The organism is Streptomyces sp. NPDC089424 (assembly GCF_044749345.1).
Classification (GTDB): Bacteria; Actinomycetota; Actinomycetes; order Streptomycetales; family Streptomycetaceae; genus Streptomyces.
On the sequence record NZ_JBIVHU010000003.1, the window covers coordinates 940,245 to 957,411 of the forward strand.

The window sequence follows — 17,167 nt, forward strand, 5'->3', positions numbered from 1 at the left end:
GCCGGCCGCGCTTCCCGGTCGGCCGGAGCCACCCGTACGGCGCAAGCGGGCCGGCGCGCGCGGTCCTGCCCCGACGCCCCGGGCGCCGCGCCGGTGAGGGCGGGGCCGGGGCCTGCGCGCGGCGTCCCGTTCTCGCCACGGCGCGTGCGCGCGGGGTGGTGGCCCTGCCCCGGATCGGGTACATACGAACGGGTAGCACCCGTCGGTAACCATGACGGACCTGATCCCTCTTCACGGCGAGGTGAGCCTCATGTCCGCAGCTCCCACCCCCCGACCCACCGTCACCGAACGTGAGGCCCGCCAGGTGGCCGAGGCGGCCCGCGAACAGGACTGGCGCAAGCCCAGCTTCGCCAAGGAACTGTTCCTCGGACGCTTCCGCCTCGACCTCATCCACCCCCATCCGCTGCCGCCCGACGAGGACGCGCAGCGCGGCGAGGAGTTCCTCACCAAACTCCGCGACTTCTGCGAGACGAAGATCGACTCCGCCACCATCGAGCGGGACGCGCGGATCCCCGACGACGTGATCGACGGGCTCAAGGAGCTCGGTGCCCTCGGCATGAAGATCGACACGAAGTACGGCGGCCTGGGCCTGACGCAGGTGTACTACAACAAGGCCCTCGCCCTGGTCGGTTCCGCCAACCCGGCCGTCGGCGCCCTGCTGAGCGCGCACCAGTCGATCGGCGTACCGCAGCCGCTGAAGCTCTTCGGCACCCAGGAGCAGAAGGACGTCTTCCTGCCGCGCTGCGCCCGCACCGACATCTCCGCGTTCCTGCTGACCGAACCGGACGTCGGCTCCGACCCGGCCCGGCTGGCCACCACCGCGGTGCCGGACGGCGACGACTACGTCCTCGACGGCGTGAAGCTCTGGACGACCAACGGGGTCGTCGCCGATCTGCTGGTCGTGATGGCCCGCGTGCCGAAGTCCGAGGGGCACAAGGGCGGCATCACGGCGTTCGTGGTGGAGGCCTCCTCCGAGGGCGTCACCGTCGAGAACCGCAACGCCTTCATGGGCCTGCGCGGCCTGGAGAACGGCGTCACCCGCTTCCACCGGGTCCGCGTCCCGGCCGCCAACCGGATCGGCCCCGAGGGCGCCGGCCTGAAGATCGCGCTCACCACGCTCAACACGGGCCGGCTGTCGCTGCCCGCGATGTGCGTCGGCGCCGGCAAGTGGTGTCTGAAGATCGCCCGGGAGTGGTCGGCCGCCCGCGAGCAGTGGGGCAAGCCGGTGGCGCTGCACGAGGCGGTCGGCTCGAAGATCGCGTTCATCGCGGCCACCACCTTCGCGCTGGAGGCCGTCGTGGACCTGTCGTCCCAGATGGCCGACGAGGACCGCAACGACATCCGCATCGAGGCGGCCCTCGCCAAGCTCTACGGCTCCGAGATGGCCTGCCTGATGGCCGACGAACTGGTCCAGATCCGCGGCGGCCGCGGCTTCGAGACCGCCGAGTCGCTGCGGGCGCGCGGAGAGCGCGCGGTCCCCGCCGAGCAGATCCTGCGCGACCTCAGGATCAACCGCATCTTCGAGGGCTCCACCGAGATCATGCACCTGCTGATCGCCCGCGAGGCGGTCGACGCCCACCTCTCGGTCGCCGGTGACCTGATCGACCCGGACAAGTCCCTCCAGGACAAGGCGAAGGCGGGCGCGCAGGCCGGTGTCTTCTACGCCAAGTGGCTGCCGAAGCTGGTGGCCGGGGCGGGCCAGCTCCCGGCGTCGTACGGGGAGTTCAAGCACGGCATCGACCTCTCGCCGCATCTGCGCTACGTCGAGCGCACCTCCCGCAAGCTGGCCCGGTCCACCTTCTACGCGATGTCCCGCTGGCAGGGCCGGATGGAGACCAAGCAGGGCTTCCTGGGGCGGGTCGTGGACATCGGCGCCGAGCTGTTCGCGATGAGCGCGGCCTGCGTCCGCGCCGAACTCCTGCGCAGCCGGGGCGAGCACGGCCGCGAGGCCTACCAGCTCGCCGACGCCTTCTGCCGGCAGTCCCGCATCCGCGTCGACGAGCTCTTCGGCCGGCTGTGGACCAACACCGACGACCTCGACCGCAAGGTCGTCAAGAACGTCCTGGCCGGCGGCTACGAGTGGCTGGAGCAGGGCATCGTCGACCCCTCGGGCGACGGACCCTGGATCGCGGACGCGACCCCCGGCCCGAGCCGTAAGGAGAACCTGCACCGGCCCATCAGGTGAGGTCCCGCGCGCGGCGGGTGCGGGTCGGCCCCCGCACCCGCCGCGGCACGTCAGCACCACTTGTCGCTGGGGTCCCGCGTCGTCCACGAGCAGGTGTCGACCCGGGCGCCGTTCGCCCGGGTCGGCGTGGCCGTGTCGCTGGTGTTCTTGATCTCCACCCACTCGCCGTTGAGGGTCGTCCGTGACCGGCCGTCGTGCCGGCCAGGAGTGAAGTGTTATCACGTGATCTTCACGTCAGCTTCACAGATGGGGAAACCGGGTCCATCCGGCCGGGAACGGGCACGCCCGGACCGGCGGGCACCCGAGTGAGGGGCACCCTGCTCCGGCCCGGCATCCGTTGCGGCAACAATGGGGGCATGAGCGACAGCCCAGCCCCTCTCGCAGACCCGCACCTCGTCTACGACCCGGTGACGGGCGACGGCCCGAAGGACGTCGTCATCCTCGGCTCCACGGGGTCGATCGGCACCCAGGCCATCGACCTCGTCCTGCGCAACCCGGAGCGCTTCCGGGTCACCGGCCTGTCCGCCAACGGCGGCCGCGTCGCCCTCCTCGCCGAGCAGGCCCACCGGCTCCGGGTGCGGACCGTCGCCGTGGCCCGCGAGGACGTCGTACCGGCGCTGGGGGAGGCGCTCTTCGCGCACTACGGCGCGGGGGAGCCGCTGCCGGAGATCCTCGCCGGCCCGGACGCGGCCACGCAGATCGCCGCCTCCGACTGCCACACCGTGCTGAACGGCATCACCGGATCCATCGGCCTCGCCCCGACCCTCGCCGCCCTGGAGGCGGGCCGCACCCTCGCGCTCGCCAACAAGGAGTCGCTCATCGTGGGCGGCCCGCTGGTCAAGGCGCTCGCCGAGCCCGGCCAGATCATCCCGGTCGACTCCGAGCACGCGGCGCTCTTCCAGTCGCTCGCCGCGGGCACCCGCGCCGACGTGCGCAAACTCGTCGTCACCGCCTCCGGCGGCCCCTTCCGCGGCCGGAGCAGGGCCGAGCTGGCGCACGTGACCGTCGAGGACGCCCTGGCCCACCCCACCTGGGCGATGGGACCGGTGATCACGATCAACTCCGCGACCCTCGTCAACAAGGGTCTCGAAGTCATCGAGGCACATCTGCTGTACGACATTCCCTTCGAACGCATTGAGGTGGTCGTGCATCCGCAGTCGTATGTCCACTCGATGGTTGAGTTCACGGACGGATCCACGATCGCCCAGGCGACGCCCCCGGACATGCGCGGGCCCATCGCCATCGGCCTCGGCTGGCCCGAACGCGTCCCCGACGCGGCCCCCGCCTTCGACTGGAGCACGGCGTCCACCTGGGAGTTCTTCCCGCTGGACACGGACGCCTTCCCCTCGGTCGGCCTCGCCCGGCACGTCGGAGAGCTCGCGGGCACCGCCCCGGCGGTGTTCAATGCCGCCAACGAGGAGTGCGTGGACGCCTTCCTGCGGGGCGCGCTGCCGTTCAACGGGATCATGGAGACCGTCACCCGGGTCGTGGACGAGCACGGCAGCCCGGGCACGGGAACCTCGCTCACCGTGCCGGACGTCCTCGAAGCGGAGACCTGGGCCCGCGCCCGGGCCCGTGAACTGACCGAGCGGACCGGAAACACGGCACAGACCGGAAACACGGCGCAGACAGCCACCGCGGAGGCGCGTGCATGACGACCTTGATGATGATCCTCGGCATAGTCGTGTTCGCGGTCGGCCTGCTGGTCTCGATCGCGTGGCACGAGCTGGGGCATCTGTCCACGGCCAAGCTGTTCGGGATCCGCGTCCCGCAGTACATGGTCGGCTTCGGCCCGACGATCTTCTCCCGCACCAAGGGCGAGACCGAGTACGGCGTGAAGGCCATCCCGTTCGGCGGGTACATCCGCATGATCGGCATGTTCCCGCCCGGCCCCGACGGCCGCCTGGAGGCCCGCTCCACCTCGCCGTGGCGCGGCATGATCGAGGACGCCCGCTCGGCCGCCTTCGAGGAACTGCGCCCCGGCGACGAGTCCCGCATGTTCTACACGCGCACGCCGTGGAAGCGGGTCGTCGTGATGTTCGCGGGCCCGTTCATGAACCTCGTCATGGCGGTCGTGCTCTTCCTCATCGTGCTGATGGGCTTCGGCATCTCGCAGCAGACCACCAGCGTCAGCTCGGTCTCCCAGTGCGTGATCGCGCAGAGCGAGAACCGCGACAAGTGCACCTCGGCGGACAAGCCCTCCCCGGCCGCCGCGGCCGGCCTGAAGGCGGGGGACAGGATCGTCGCCTTCGACGGGGTGCGCACCGACGAGTGGAACGAGCTCTCCGACCTGATCCGCGCCAACCCCGGCAAGGAGGTGCCGATCGTCGTCGAGCGGGGGGGCGAGGAAGTCACCCTGAGCGCGACGATCGCGACCAACCAGGTCGCCAAGAAGGACTCCGACGGCCAGATCGTCCAGGGCGAGTACGTCAACGCCGGCTTCCTCGGCTTCAGCGCCGCCACCGGCGTCGTCCGGCAGGACTTCGACGAGTCCCTGGTGTGGATGGGCGACCGGATCGACGAGGCCGTGGACTCCCTCGCCGCCCTGCCCAGCAAGATCCCGGCCCTGTGGAACGCCGCGTTCGACGGCGCCGAGCGGGAGCCGGACTCCCCGATGGGCGTGGTCGGCGCGGCCCGCGTCGGCGGCGAGATCTTCACCCTCGACATCCCGCCCACCCAGCAGCTGGCCATGGCCCTGATGCTGGTCGCCGGATTCAACCTCTCGCTGTTCCTCTTCAACATGCTCCCGCTGCTCCCGCTCGACGGCGGTCACATCGCGGGCGCCCTGTGGGAGTCGCTGCGGCGGAACCTGGCGAAGGTGCTGCGCCGTCCGGACCCGGGTCCGTTCGACGTGGCGAAGCTGATGCCCGTCGCCTACGTGGTCGCCGGGATCTTCATCTGCTTCACGCTCCTGGTGCTCATCGCCGACGTGGTCAACCCGGTGAGAATCTCCTAGCCATACGGAGTTGGCGGCGGCCCGGCACCGTGGGTGCCGGGCCGCCTTCCATCGAGTGGGTTTAAGCGGGCGGGATGTGCTGACGACCGAAGGCGTGCCGTAATCTCGAAGCCTGGAGCCCGCTGCTGACGGGACCGGATCTTGATCCACGACTTGGGGTTGCACAGCAGATGACTGCGATTTCTCTCGGCATGCCGTCCGTTCCGACCAAGCTCGCCGAGCGCCGCAAGAGCCGGCAGATCCAGGTCGGCACGGTGCCGGTCGGCGGGGACGCCCCGGTCTCCGTCCAGTCCATGACGACGACGCGTACGTCGGACATCGGTGCCACGCTTCAGCAGATCGCCGAGCTGACGGCTTCCGGGTGCCAGATCGTGCGGGTGGCGTGTCCGACGCAGGACGACGCGGACGCGCTGGCGACCATCGCGCGCAAGTCGCAGATCCCGGTGATCGCGGACATCCACTTCCAGCCGAAGTACGTGTTCGCGGCGATCGAGGCGGGTTGTGCGGCGGTGCGGGTGAACCCGGGCAACATCAAGCAGTTCGACGACAAGGTCAGGGAGATCGCCAAGGCGGCGAAGGAGCACGGCACGCCGATCCGGATCGGGGTGAACGCGGGCTCGCTGGACCGGCGGCTGCTGCAGAAGTACGGCAAGGCGACGCCGGAGGCGCTGGTGGAGTCGGCGCTGTGGGAGGCGTCGCTGTTCGAGGAGCACGACTTCCGCGACATCAAGATCTCCGTCAAGCACAACGACCCGGTCGTGATGATCGAGGCCTACCGGCAGCTGGCTGCGCAGTGCGACTATCCGCTGCACCTGGGTGTCACGGAGGCCGGTCCGGCCTTCCAGGGCACGATCAAGTCGGCGGTCGCCTTCGGGGCGCTGCTCAGCGAGGGCATCGGGGACACGATCCGGGTGTCGCTGTCGGCCCCGCCCGCCGAGGAGGTCAAGGTCGGCATCCAGATCCTGGAATCGCTCAACCTCAAGGAGCGCGGCCTGGAGATCGTCTCCTGCCCCTCCTGCGGCCGCGCCCAGGTCGACGTCTACAAGCTCGCCGAAGAGGTCACCGCGGGACTGGAGGGCATGGACGTGCCGCTGCGCGTCGCGGTCATGGGCTGTGTCGTCAACGGCCCCGGCGAGGCCCGCGAGGCCGACCTCGGCGTCGCCTCGGGCAACGGCAAGGGCCAGATCTTCGTCAAGGGCGAGGTCATCAAGACCGTCCCGGAGTCCAAGATCGTCGAAACCCTCATCGAAGAGGCCATGAAGCTGGCCGAGCAGATGGAGGCGGACGGCGCGGCCTCGGGCGAGCCCTCTGTCTCCGTCGCGGGCTGAAACTCCCTCCCGGGCCGAAATCCCTGAGGCGCCGCTCGCCCGTGCACGGCGAGCGGCACCTCGCGTCGGGCGGTACCTCACGCGGGGCGGCACCGCTCAGCTTCCGCGGGTACAGTGCGGAGATCAGCAGACCCCACCCGTGAGGCCCCGCCCGTGTTGACCCAGACGACCTCCCGGGTCCTCGAACCGAGCGACCTGGACGCCGCGCTCACCGTCCTCGACCGCGAGCCGGTGGCCAACGCCTTCGTGACGTCCCGGGTGCAGGTCGCCGGTCTCGACCCCTGGCGGCTCGGCGGCGAGATGTGGGGCTGGTACGAGGACGGCATGCTGACGTCCCTCTGCTACGCGGGCGCCAACCTCGTGCCCATCTGCGCCACCCCGCGCGCCGTGCGCGCCTTCGCCGACCGCGCCCGCCGCTCCGGCCGCCGCTGCTCCTCCGTGGTCGGCCCCGCCGACTCCACCGCCCAGCTCTGGCGGCTCCTCGAACCCCACTGGGGCCCCGCCCGCGAGGTCCGCGCGCACCAGCCCCTCATGGTCACCGACCGGATGCCCACCGACATCGCCCCGGACCCCTACGTCCGCCGCGTCCGCAAGGACGAGATGGAGACGATCATGCCGGCGTGCGTGGCGATGTTCACCGAGGAGGTCGGCGTCTCCCCGCTGGCCGGCGACGGCGGCCTGCTCTACCAGGCCCGGGTCGCCGAACTCGTCGGCTCCGGCCGCTCCTTCGCGCGCGTCGACGAACACGGCAAGGTCGTCTTCAAGGCGGAGATCGGCGCGGCGACCGACCGGGCCTGCCAGATCCAGGGCGTCTGGGTGGCCCCCGAGTACCGCGGCCAGGGCCTCGCGGCCCCCGGCATGGCGGCGGTCCTGCGCTACGCCCTCGCAGACATCGCGCCGGTCGTCAGCCTGTACGTCAACGACTACAACACCGCGGCGCGACGGACGTACCGCAGGGTGGGCTTCCAGGAGGTCGGCGCCTTCATGAGTGTCCTGTTCTAGTCGCCCGCGCGGGCGGGGGGAACCGCCCGACCGGTTCCGACGCGCACGCACCCGTTCGGTCACCGAAAGCCCCCTGTAAGCTCCCCGCCATGGACCTCGTCTTCGGCCCCCTGGATCTCCCCGCCCACGTAGACGAGGCCCTCGCAGTGCAAGCCGAGGCCTTCGGCCTGGGCTCCGACGAGATCGCCGTCCGGCGCCAGATCGTCCTGCGTCACATGAGCTACCCCGGCGCACGCGCCCTCGGCGCCACCGCCGACGACCGTCTCGTGGGCTTCGTCTACGGCATGCCCAACGACCGCGCCCATTGGTGGTCCACCGTCGTGGAGCCCTACCTGCGCGCCCAGGGCCATGACGAGTGGCTCGACGGCTCCTTCGTGATCACCGAGCTGCATGTGCACCCCCGCCACCAGAACCGCGGTATCGGCCGGAGGCTCATCACCGCGATCACGGACACGGCGGCCGAGCCCCGCTCGATCCTCTCGGCGATCGACACCGACAGCCCCGCCCGCGGCCTCTACCGCTCCCTCGGCTACGAGGACCTCGCCCGCCAGGTCCACTTCCCCAGCGCCCCCAAGCCGTACGCCGTGATGGGCGCGCCGCTGCCGCTGCGCCGATAACCGATTTCCACCGTCCCGCACCGCCCGGCTAACCTCCTTGGCACCACCCTTACGCAGCAGGAGTACGAGAACCATGGCGAACGCATCGGTCCAGCGCATGTCCCAGTTGATGGCGAAGACTCTGCGCGACGACCCGGCGGACGCCGAGGTCCTCAGCCACAAGCTGCTCGTCCGCGCCGGCTACGTCCGCCGCACCGCCGCCGGGGTCTGGTCCTGGCTGCCCCTGGGCAAGAAGGTCCTGTCCAACGTGGAGCGGATCGTCCGCGAGGAGATGGACGCGATCGGCGCCCAGGAGGTGCTGCTCCCCGCGCTGCTGCCGCGCGAGCCCTACGACGCGACCGGCCGCTGGGACGAGTACGGCCAGGAGCTGTTCCGGCTGAAGGACCGTAGGGGCGGTGACTACCTCCTCGGCCCCACCCACGAGGAGATCTTCACGCTGCTGGTGAAGGACCAGGCGTCCTCCTACAAGGACCTGCCCGTGATCCTCTACCAGATCCAGAGCAAGTTCCGGGACGAGGCCCGTCCGCGCGCGGGCATCCTGCGCGGCCGCGAGTTCCTGATGAAGGACTCCTACTCCTTCGACCTCGCCGACGAGGGCCTCGCCCACTCGTACGCCCTGCACCGCGAGGCGTACCAGAAGATCTTCACGCGGCTCGGCCTCGACTACCGGATCTGCGCGGCGACCGCGGGCGCGATGGGCGGCTCCAAGTCGGAGGAGTTCCTCGCCCCGGCCGACGCCGGCGAGGACACCTTCGCGGACTGCCCGAACTGCGACTTCGCGGCCAACACCGAGGCGATCACCTACGAGCTGAAGCCGGTGGACGCGTCCGGCGTCCCGGCCGCCGAGGAGATCCCCACCCCCGACACCCCGACCATCGAGACCCTCGCGGCCTCGCTCGGCGTCCCGGCCTCCGCCACCCTGAAGAACCTCCTCGTGAAGGTGGCCGGCGAGATCGTCGCCGTCGGCGTGCCCGGTGACCGCGAGGTCGACCTGGGCAAGGTCGAGGCGCACTTCGCCCCGGCGGCCGTCGAGATGGTCACCGTCGAGGACTTCGTGAACCGCCCGGACCTGGTGCGTGGCTACGTGGGCCCGCAGGGCCTGGGCGAGAAGGTGAAGTACGTCGCCGACCCGCGGGTGGCGCCGGGCACGGCCTGGATCACCGGCGCCAACAAGGCGGACACGCACGCGAAGAACGTCGTCGCCGGCCGCGACTTCGAGGTCGACGAGTACGTGGACGTGGTCGTGGTGCAGGAGGGCGACCCCTGCCCCCGGTGCGGCACCGGCCTCAAGCTGGACCGCGCCATCGAGATCGGCCACATCTTCCAGCTGGGCCGCAAGTACGCCGACGCCCTCAAGCTCGACGTCCTCGGCCAGAACGGCAAGCCGGTCCGCGTGACCATGGGCTCCTACGGTGTCGGTGTCTCCCGCGCGGTGGCCGCCCTCGCCGAGCAGACGGCCGACGACAAGGGCCTGTGCTGGCCCAAGGAGGTCGCCCCGGCCGACGTGCACGTCGTCGCCGCCGGCAAGGCCCTCCAGACCGAACTCGCCCTGGACGTCTCCGGGAAGCTGGCCGCGGCCGGCGTCCGGGTCCTGGTCGACGACCGCGCCGGGGTCTCGCCGGGCGTGAAGTTCACCGACGCGGAACTGATCGGCGTACCGCAGATCCTGGTGGCCGGGCGGCGCGCGGGCGAAGGCGTCGTCGAGCTCAAGGACCGCAGGACGGGTGAGCGCGAGGAACTCCCGGTCGACGAGGCGATCGCCCGCCTGACCGCCTGATCCCCGCACCCGGGGCGAGCCGCCACGGCTCGCCCCGGCTCACAGCCAGCCCGCGAACTCCAGCAGCAGCTCCGCGTCCTGCACCCGGCCCACCCGCCGGGCCCGGACCCCCGACTCCACGGCCCGGAACAGCGTCCAGCCGCGCAGTCGTTCCTGGTCGACCTCCAGCGACTCCGCGAGCCGCTTCACCCGCCGCCGGGTCGTCGAGGCGCCCGAGGGCGTGGCGATCAGGTCCTCCACCCGGTCACGGACGAGCCGGGCCAGATCGAAGGCGCACTCGCCGACCACCGGATCGGGACCGACCGCCAGCCAGGGCATCCGGTCCCCGGAGAGCACCTTGCTCTGCCGGAACGTGCCGTGCAGCAACCGGTGCTCGGGCGGTGCCACCAGCAATTCCTCGCGGGCCGCGAGCGCCGCGTCGACCAGCGGGACGACATCCGCGCCGGCACTCGCCCGCATCGCCTCCGCCTGCCGCCCGGTGCGCGCGGCCACGGTCTCGAAGGGGTGGCCCCCCGGCGGCTCCACCCACAGCTTGCGCAGCGTCCCCGCCGCCTCCAGCAGCGCCCTCGCCTCGGGCAGCGACCGCACGGACACCTCCGGATGCAGCCGCTCCAGCAGCAGCGCACCCCCGTCGCCCGGTTCGAGCAACTGTACGGCGCCCAGGCCGCCCCAGTGCGCCAGCGCGGCCCGCTCGCTCTCCGGGCGGGCCCGGGGCGGGGCCAGCTTCAGGACCGCGGGCGTGCCGTCGCCCCGCCGGACCAGGAGCACCAGGCTGCTCCGGCCGCCCGGCACCTGCACCCGTTCCACGGTCAACTCGCGTAGAGCGACGGCCTGTTGCGCCAGCTCGGGCAGCTTCTCCAGCCAGTCGTCACCCTCCGCCGCCGTCTCACCGAGCGCCCTGACCAGCCGCTGCGGCGGTTCGAAAGCCATACGCGAGATGTCCCCTTCCGGTACGCGTCACGCCGACGGTGTCGCCGGCGCCGAGGCGGCACCGGCCCGCTCGGCGAGCCCAGGGAAGGCTACGCTCCGGCCCTGCCAGCGCACCGCCCGCACCGCCGCTTCCCGCAGCGCCGTCGCGGCCGTGCCCCGCAGCCCGTCCCCGGCGGCCCGCACCAGATCGGAGTACACCCCGGCCACCCGCTCCTCCAGCTCGGCGGCGAGCCGCACCGCCGTCGCCTGGTCCGTCACCTGGAACGGCAGCGCGTATCCGGCGGCCGCGGCCACCGGCTCGGCGCCCAGCGCGCGCACCTGGCGCACCAGGGTGTCCCGCCGGGCGCGATGCGCGTCGTACGCCGTCCGTGCCTCGGTGCGCCGGGCCTCGCCGATCGTCCCGCCGACCACGCCGTAGCCGTACACCGCCGCGTGTTCGGCGGCCAGTGCCGCCTGAAGGGCCCGCAGCTCCCCGTCCTCGGCCTCGCTCATGCCTTGCCCTCACCCTCCGTGAGCAGATACGCGTGTGCCGCACCGGCCGCCGCCACCGACGCCAGCAGCCGCGCCAGCTCGCCGGGCAGGCCGAGGAGCGCCTTGGCCCGCCGGTCCGCGAGCGCGCGCTCGGCCGCGGCCAGCTCGGCGAGGGCGGCCCGCTCGGTCTTGGGCACCGTCAGCGAGACGTTCCGGGTGCCGGTGGCGGAGGCCGTCGGGCTGGGCGTGGCCGGGGCCGGCACGCCGCCGAACGCCTCCGCGTGCCGCACCGCCGCGTCCCGCAGCGGCCGCAGCCGCTTCGCCAGCTCGGGGTGGGCGGCGATCACGGCGTCGTACCGCGTGACCAGGCCGTCGCTGTCCCGGGCCGCACGCGCGCGTGCCCGGGTCGCGGCCGACGGGCTGCCGCCCGTGGTGTCGGCGCCGTCGGGATCACCGGAGCAGCCGGTGAGCAGGGCGACGCCCGCGGCGGAGGCGAGCAGGGTCCTTCTGCGCGGCCCCGAGGGCATGCGCGGCGGCAGGGGAAACGGCACGGCTGACGTCCTCGAAGGCTCGTACGAAAGGACTGGGCGGCATGCCCGTGATCACCGTACCCGTGCATGTGTCCGAGACCACTCACCGGCACCGCACAGACCCAGGTGGACGGCATCACCGTCCGGAACCGGATACCCTTTCACCAGACACGCGACCTACCCACAACAGCACACGCGGCCGAGGAGTCACCCGGATGAGCACCACCCACAGCGAGAGGCTGCGAGAACTGCTCGAACCGCTCGTCACCTCCCAGGGTCTGGATCTCGAAGAGATCGCGGTGGATTCCGTAGGACGCAAGAGAGTGCTGCGCGTCGTCGTCGACTCCGATTCCGGAGCGGATCTCGACCAGATCGCCGATGTGAGCCGTGCGCTCTCGGCGAAGCTCGACGAGAGCGACGCGATGGGCGAGGGCGAGTACACGCTCGAGGTGGGAACCCCCGGCGCGGAGCGCCTCCTCACCGAGCACCGCCACTACGTGCGCGCCACCGGCCGGCTGGTCGGTTTCCAGCTGGCGGAGGGCGGCGAACTGGTGGCCAGGATCCTCACCGTCGACGACGAGGGCGTGGACGTGGAGATCCCCGGGGTCAAGGGGCGCAAGCCCACCGCGCGCCGGCTCGCCTTCGGCGACATCGCCAAGGCGCGCGTCCAGGTCGAGTTCAGCCGTAAGGACAAGAAGGAAGAGGAGGCGTAGCCGTGGACATCGACATGAGCGCCCTGCGGGGCTTGGTCCGGGAGAAGGAGATCTCCTTCGACCTGCTGGTCGAGGCGATCGAGGCGGCCCTCCTCATCGCCTACCACCGCACCGAGGGAAGCCGCCGGCACGCGCGCGTGGAGCTCAACCGGGAGACCGGACACGTGACCGTGTGGGCGAAGGAGGACCCCGAGGACCTCGACGAGGGCCAGGAGCCCCGCGAGTTCGACGACACCCCGTCCGGCTTCGGCCGGATCGCCGCGACCACCGCCAAGCAGGTCATCCTGCAGCGGCTGCGCGACGCCGAGGACGACGCCACGCTCGGCGAGTACGCCGGCCGCGAGGGCGACATCGTCACCGGTGTGGTGCAGCAGGGCCGCGACCCGAAGAACGTGCTCGTCGACATCGGCAAGCTGGAGGCCATCCTGCCGGTGCAGGAGCAGGTGCCCGGCGAGACCTATCCGCACGGGATGCGGCTGCGGTCGTACGTCGTCCGGGTGGCCAAGGGCGTCCGCGGTCCGTCGGTCACCCTGTCGCGCACGCATCCGAATCTGGTGAAGAAGCTGTTCGCGCTGGAGGTGCCGGAGATCGCCGACGGGTCCGTCGAGATCTCCGCCATCGCGCGCGAGGCCGGCCACCGGACCAAGATCGCCGTCCGGTCCACCCGTTCGGGTCTGAACGCCAAGGGCGCCTGCATCGGCCCCATGGGCGGGCGGGTGCGCAACGTGATGGCCGAGCTGAACGGTGAGAAGATCGACATCGTCGACTGGTCGGACGACCCGGCCGAGATGGTGGCGAACGCCCTGTCCCCCGCGCGGGTGTCCAAGGTCGACGTCGTCGACCTGTCGGCCCGCTCCGCGCGCGTGACCGTCCCGGACTACCAGCTGTCCCTGGCCATCGGCAAGGAAGGCCAGAACGCCCGGCTCGCGGCCCGGCTGACCGGCTGGCGGATCGACATCCGCCCGGACACCGAACAGCCGGAGGAATAGATCTCGGCCCCGTGTGGGTTGGATCACGACAGTTATCGGTGCGGCAACTGTTCGATCTCTACCTCAAAGGGGTGAGGTCGTTACGGGGAGGTAGACTTAGCGGTGTCTGGCCGGACGCGTGCCCGCGCATGCCCGGAGCGCACCTGTGTCGGGTGCCGGGAGCGAGCGGCCAAGACCGAGCTGCTGCGCACCGTGGCGATCGAGGGCGAATGTGTCCCTGATCCACGCGGTACGCTGCCCGGCCGGGGTGCGTATGTACACCCCGCCTTGGTCTGTCTCGACCAGGCGATACGTCGCCGGGCGTTCACGAGGGCGTTGCGCGCCCCGGGAGCGCCCGACACAAAGGCGTTGCGCCGGTACGTCGAGCGGACGACAGTTGCGGAGCAGGCAACACGGTAAGAAAGCTTGCCGCACGGAAGCCCCTGTGCGGCCTGGTACCTCGCGAGTCGAAAGCAGGTCGAGATTGCGATGAGCACTCGATGAGTACGCGATGAGTACGCCCATGAACTAGCGACGGTCCGGCCGCAACCCGGACCTCAGAGGAGCGAAGTGGCTAAGGTCCGGGTCTACGAACTCGCCAAGGAGTTCGGTGTGGAGAGCAAGGTCGTCATGGCCAAGCTCCAGGAACTCGGTGAATTCGTCCGATCGGCGTCTTCGACGATCGAGGCGCCCGTAGTACGCAAACTGACTGACGCCTTCCAGCAGGGCAGTGGCAACGGCAAGTCCGCCGGAAAGCCCGCCCCGCGGAAGGCCGCCCCCAAGCCCGGCGCGCCCTCACCGGCGCAGGCGGCGCGTCCGGCGGCACCCAAGCCGGCCGCACCCAAGCCGGCGGCTGCCCAGCAGCCCGCGGCGCCCGCGGCCCCGGCGGCTCCCGCCGCCCCGGCGCCCGCGCCGTCCTCGGGTCCGCGTCCGACGCCGGGCCCCAAGCCCGCGCCGCGCCCGGCCCCGGCCGCGCCGGAGTTCACGGCTCCGCCGGCGGCTCCCGCCGCCCCGGCCGCCGCGTCCGGCCCCAAGCCGGCCGGTGCCCGTCCCGGTGCCCCCAAGCCCGGCGGTGCCCGTCCGGGTGGCCAGGACCGTCCGGAGCGCCAGGACCGCCAGGGCCAGCGCCCCGGTGGTCAGGGTCCGCGTCCCGGCGCTTCCGCGGCGCGTCCCGGTGCCCGTCCGGCCGGCCCGCGTCCGGGTAACAACCCCTTCACCTCCGGCGGCTCCACCGGCATGGCGCGCCCGCAGGCGCCCCGTCCGCAGGGTCAGCGTCCCGGTGGTGGCCCCGGTGCCCCCGGCGCCGGTCCCCGTCCGCAGGGTCCTGGTGGCCAGGGCGGCGGTCCGCGTCCCCAGGCTCCCGGCTCCCGTCCGAGCCCCGGCTCGATGCCGCGTCCGCAGGGCGGTGCCCCGCGTCCCGGCGGCGGTCCCGCGGGTCCCCGTCCGAACCCCGGCATGATGCCGCAGCGTCCCGCTGCCGGCCCGCGCCCGGGTCCCGGCGGCGGTCGCGGCCCGGCCGGTGCCGGTCGTCCCGGTGGCGGCGGCGGTGGCGGTCGTCCCGGTGGCGGCGGCGGTTTCGCCGGTCGTCCCGGTGGCGGCGGCGGTGGCGGTCGTCCGGGTGGCGGCGGCGGTTTCGCCGGTCGTCCCGGTGGCGGCGGTCCCGGTGGTGGCGGCGGTGGCTTCGGCGGCGGCGGTGGCCGTCCCGGCTTCGGCGGTCGTCCCGGTGGTCCCGGTGGCCGTGGTGGCACGCAGGGCGCCTTCGGCCGTCCCGGCGGTCCCGCGCGTCGCGGCCGCAAGTCGAAGCGGCAGAGGCGCCAGGAGTACGAGGCCATGCAGGCCCCGTCGGTCGGCGGTGTGATGCTGCCTCGCGGCAACGGCGAGAGCATTCGCCTGTCGCGTGGTGCCTCGCTCACCGACTTCGCGGAGAAGATCAACGCCAACCCGGCGTCGCTCGTCGCGGTGATGATGAACCTCGGCGAGATGGTCACGGCGACGCAGTCCGTCTCCGACGAGACGCTGGAACTCCTCGCCGGCGAGATGAACTACACGGTTCAGATCGTCAGCCCCGAGGAGGAGGACCGCGAGCTGCTCGAGTCCTTCGACATCGAGTTCGGTGAGGACGAGGGCTCCGAGGAGGACCTGGTCGTCCGTCCGCCGGTCGTGACCGTCATGGGTCACGTCGACCACGGTAAGACCCGCCTGCTCGACGCCATCCGCAAGACGAACGTCATCGCGGGCGAGGCCGGTGGCATCACCCAGCACATCGGTGCCTACCAGGTCGCGACCGAGGTCAACGACGAAGAGCGCAAGATCACCTTCATCGACACCCCGGGTCACGAGGCGTTCACCGCCATGCGTGCCCGTGGTGCGAAGTCGACCGACATCGCGATCCTGGTCGTCGCGGCCAACGACGGCGTCATGCCGCAGACGGTCGAGGCGCTCAACCACGCCAAGGCGGCCGACGTGCCGATCGTGGTCGCGGTGAACAAGATCGACGTCGAGGGCGCCGACCCGACCAAGGTGCGCGGTCAGCTGACCGAGTACGGTCTCGTGGCCGAGGAGTACGGCGGCGACACCATGTTCGTCGACATCTCCGCCAAGCAGGGTCTGCACATCGACTCGCTGCTGGAGGCCGTGATCCTCACGGCCGACGCCTCGCTCGACCTGCGGGCCAACCCGGCCCAGGACGCGCAGGGCATCTCGATCGAGTCCCGCCTCGACCGCGGCCGCGGTGCCGTGTCGACGGTCCTCGTCCAGCGAGGCACGCTGCGGGTCGGCGACACGATGGTCGTGGGCGACGCCTACGGCCGCGTGCGCGCCATGCTCGACGACAACGGCAACAACGTCGCCGAGGCGGGTCCGTCGACGCCGGTCCAGGTCCTGGGTCTGACCAACGTCCCGGGCGCCGGCGACAACTTCCTGGTCGTCGACGAGGACCGCACGGCACGCCAGATCGCCGAGAAGCGCGCGGCGCGTGAGCGCAACGCGGCCTTCGCCAAGCGCACCCGCAGGGTCTCCCTGGAGGACCTGGACAAGGTGCTCAAGGCCGGCGAGGTCCAGCAGCTCAACCTCATCATCAAGGGTGACGCTTCTGGTTCCGTCGAGGCCCTGGAGTCCTCGCTGCTCCAGCTCGACGTCGGCGAAGAGGTCGACATCCGGGTCCTGCACCGCGGCGTCGGTGCGGTCACGGAGTCCGACATCGACCTGGCGATGGGCTCGGACGCCATCGTGATCGGCTTCAACGTCCGTGCGGCAGGCCGCGCGGCGCAGATGGCCGAGCGCGAGGGCGTGGACGTCCGCTACTACTCGGTCATCTACCAGGCGATCGAGGAGATCGAGGCGGCCCTGAAGGGCATGCTGAAGCCGGAGTTCGAGGAGGTCGAGCTCGGTACGGCGGAGATCCGCGAGGTCTTCAAGTCGTCCAAGCTGGGCAACATCGCGGGTGTGCTCATCCGCTCCGGCGAGGTGCGCCGCAACACCAAGGCCCGCCTCATCCGCGACGGCAAGGTGGTCGCGGAGAGCCTCAACATCGAGGGTCTGCGTCGCTTCAAGGACGATGTCACCGAGATCCGCGAAGGGTTCGAGGGCGGTATCAACCTCGGCAACTTCAACGACATCAAGGTCGACGACGTCATCGCGACGTACGAGATGCGCGAGAAGCCGCGGGTGTAACACCAGTGGCTGACGGTG

Annotated in this window: 14 protein-coding genes and 1 pseudogene; 11 read left to right on the top strand and 4 right to left on the bottom strand. The window is 71.6% G+C overall.

Annotated elements, in window-relative coordinates; translation table 11 throughout:
* Window positions 1-250: 250 nt before the first annotated feature.
* Entirely contained in the window at window positions 251-2,185 is a 1,935-nt protein-coding gene (locus ACIP2X_RS19455) for an acyl-CoA dehydrogenase family protein (RefSeq protein ID WP_401674367.1), read from the top strand.
* A gap of 50 nt (window positions 2,186-2,235) precedes the next feature.
* On the opposite strand, the pseudogene ACIP2X_RS19460 reads toward ACIP2X_RS19455, so the two are convergent.
* Window positions 2,236-2,331 (bottom strand): annotated as a pseudogene (locus tag ACIP2X_RS19460) (lamin tail domain-containing protein); the annotation flags it as partial.
* A 210-nt stretch (window positions 2,332-2,541) separates the two neighbouring features.
* Here ACIP2X_RS19460 and dxr point away from each other — a divergent pair.
* The 6 genes from dxr (at window position 2,542) to ACIP2X_RS19490 (ending at window position 9,865) form a co-directional block, all read left to right on the top strand.
* Complete coding sequence (dxr, locus tag ACIP2X_RS19465) at window positions 2,542-3,840, top strand: 1-deoxy-D-xylulose-5-phosphate reductoisomerase (RefSeq protein ID WP_401674369.1); 1,299 nt, start codon at window positions 2,542-2,544, stop codon at window positions 3,838-3,840.
* An 8-nt stretch (window positions 3,841-3,848) separates the two neighbouring features.
* Complete coding sequence (locus tag ACIP2X_RS19470; protein WP_401674513.1) at window positions 3,849-5,141, top strand: M50 family metallopeptidase; 1,293 nt, start codon at window positions 3,849-3,851, stop codon at window positions 5,139-5,141.
* A 170-nt stretch (window positions 5,142-5,311) separates the two neighbouring features.
* Window positions 5,312-6,469 (top strand): flavodoxin-dependent (E)-4-hydroxy-3-methylbut-2-enyl-diphosphate synthase, encoded by a 1,158-nt coding sequence (ispG, locus tag ACIP2X_RS19475; RefSeq protein WP_401674372.1) that lies wholly within the window; start codon window positions 5,312-5,314, stop codon window positions 6,467-6,469.
* Window positions 6,470-6,622: 153 nt separating this feature from the next.
* Window positions 6,623-7,471, top strand: coding sequence for a GNAT family N-acetyltransferase (locus tag ACIP2X_RS19480; RefSeq protein WP_401674375.1), 849 nt, complete (start codon window positions 6,623-6,625; stop codon window positions 7,469-7,471).
* 89 nt (window positions 7,472-7,560) lie between these two features.
* A complete protein-coding gene (locus tag ACIP2X_RS19485; RefSeq protein ID WP_401674378.1) occupies window positions 7,561-8,088 on the top strand; it encodes a GNAT family N-acetyltransferase in 528 nt (175 codons plus the stop codon).
* A 73-nt stretch (window positions 8,089-8,161) separates the two neighbouring features.
* The gene (locus ACIP2X_RS19490; RefSeq protein ID WP_401674381.1) at window positions 8,162-9,865 is read left to right on the top strand and encodes a proline--tRNA ligase; all 1,704 of its coding nucleotides are present in this window, start codon (window positions 8,162-8,164) and stop codon (window positions 9,863-9,865) included.
* 39 nt (window positions 9,866-9,904) lie between these two features.
* Here ACIP2X_RS19490 and ACIP2X_RS19495 read toward each other — a convergent pair whose 3' ends face one another.
* Genes ACIP2X_RS19495 through ACIP2X_RS19505 form a run of 3 tightly spaced genes read right to left on the bottom strand, consistent with a single transcriptional unit; the run spans window position 9,905 to window position 11,817 of the window.
* Window positions 9,905-10,795: an aminoglycoside phosphotransferase family protein gene (locus ACIP2X_RS19495; protein WP_401674383.1), complete on the bottom strand. Its 891-nt coding sequence runs from the start codon at window positions 10,793-10,795 to the stop codon at window positions 9,905-9,907.
* A 27-nt stretch (window positions 10,796-10,822) separates the two neighbouring features.
* Window positions 10,823-11,287, bottom strand: a complete 465-nt coding sequence (locus ACIP2X_RS19500) for a ferritin-like domain-containing protein (RefSeq protein ID WP_401674386.1) — start codon at window positions 11,285-11,287, stop codon at window positions 10,823-10,825.
* Window positions 11,284-11,817, bottom strand: coding sequence for a hypothetical protein (locus tag ACIP2X_RS19505; RefSeq protein ID WP_401674388.1), 534 nt, complete (start codon window positions 11,815-11,817; stop codon window positions 11,284-11,286). The genes ACIP2X_RS19500 and ACIP2X_RS19505 overlap by 4 nt, the downstream gene beginning before the upstream one ends.
* A gap of 194 nt (window positions 11,818-12,011) precedes the next feature.
* On the opposite strand from ACIP2X_RS19505, the gene rimP reads away from it, so the two are divergent.
* The 4 genes from rimP to infB all read left to right on the top strand — a co-directional run bounded on the left by rimP (window position 12,012) and on the right by infB (window position 17,149).
* Window positions 12,012-12,509, top strand: a complete 498-nt coding sequence (gene rimP, locus ACIP2X_RS19510; RefSeq protein WP_401674391.1) for a ribosome maturation factor RimP — start codon at window positions 12,012-12,014, stop codon at window positions 12,507-12,509.
* A 2-nt stretch (window positions 12,510-12,511) separates the two neighbouring features.
* A complete protein-coding gene (gene nusA, locus ACIP2X_RS19515) occupies window positions 12,512-13,498 on the top strand; it encodes a transcription termination factor NusA (protein ID WP_401674394.1) in 987 nt (328 codons plus the stop codon).
* Window positions 13,499-13,600: 102 nt separating this feature from the next.
* On the top strand, window positions 13,601-13,897 hold the full coding sequence (locus ACIP2X_RS19520; RefSeq protein WP_401674396.1) for a YlxR family protein: 297 nt from the start codon (window positions 13,601-13,603) through the stop codon (window positions 13,895-13,897).
* A gap of 150 nt (window positions 13,898-14,047) precedes the next feature.
* On the top strand, window positions 14,048-17,149 hold the full coding sequence (gene infB, locus ACIP2X_RS19525; protein ID WP_401674398.1) for a translation initiation factor IF-2: 3,102 nt from the start codon (window positions 14,048-14,050) through the stop codon (window positions 17,147-17,149).
* Window positions 17,150-17,167: the final 18 nt, after the last annotated feature.

Coding starts and splice junctions, on each gene's coding strand:
- ACIP2X_RS19455 (WP_401674367.1), top strand. CDS start 251: ATGTCCGCAGCTCCCACCCCCCGACCCACCGTCACCGAACGTGAGGCC.
- dxr (WP_401674369.1), top strand. CDS start 2,542: ATGAGCGACAGCCCAGCCCCTCTCGCAGACCCGCACCTCGTCTACGAC.
- ACIP2X_RS19470 (WP_401674513.1), top strand. CDS start 3,849: ATGATGATCCTCGGCATAGTCGTGTTCGCGGTCGGCCTGCTGGTCTCG.
- ispG (WP_401674372.1), top strand. CDS start 5,312: ATGACTGCGATTTCTCTCGGCATGCCGTCCGTTCCGACCAAGCTCGCC.
- ACIP2X_RS19485 (WP_401674378.1), top strand. CDS start 7,561: ATGGACCTCGTCTTCGGCCCCCTGGATCTCCCCGCCCACGTAGACGAG.
- ACIP2X_RS19490 (WP_401674381.1), top strand. CDS start 8,162: ATGGCGAACGCATCGGTCCAGCGCATGTCCCAGTTGATGGCGAAGACT.
- ACIP2X_RS19495 (WP_401674383.1), bottom strand. CDS start 10,795: ATGGCTTTCGAACCGCCGCAGCGGCTGGTCAGGGCGCTCGGTGAGACG.
- ACIP2X_RS19500 (WP_401674386.1), bottom strand. CDS start 11,287: ATGAGCGAGGCCGAGGACGGGGAGCTGCGGGCCCTTCAGGCGGCACTG.
- rimP (WP_401674391.1), top strand. CDS start 12,012: ATGAGCACCACCCACAGCGAGAGGCTGCGAGAACTGCTCGAACCGCTC.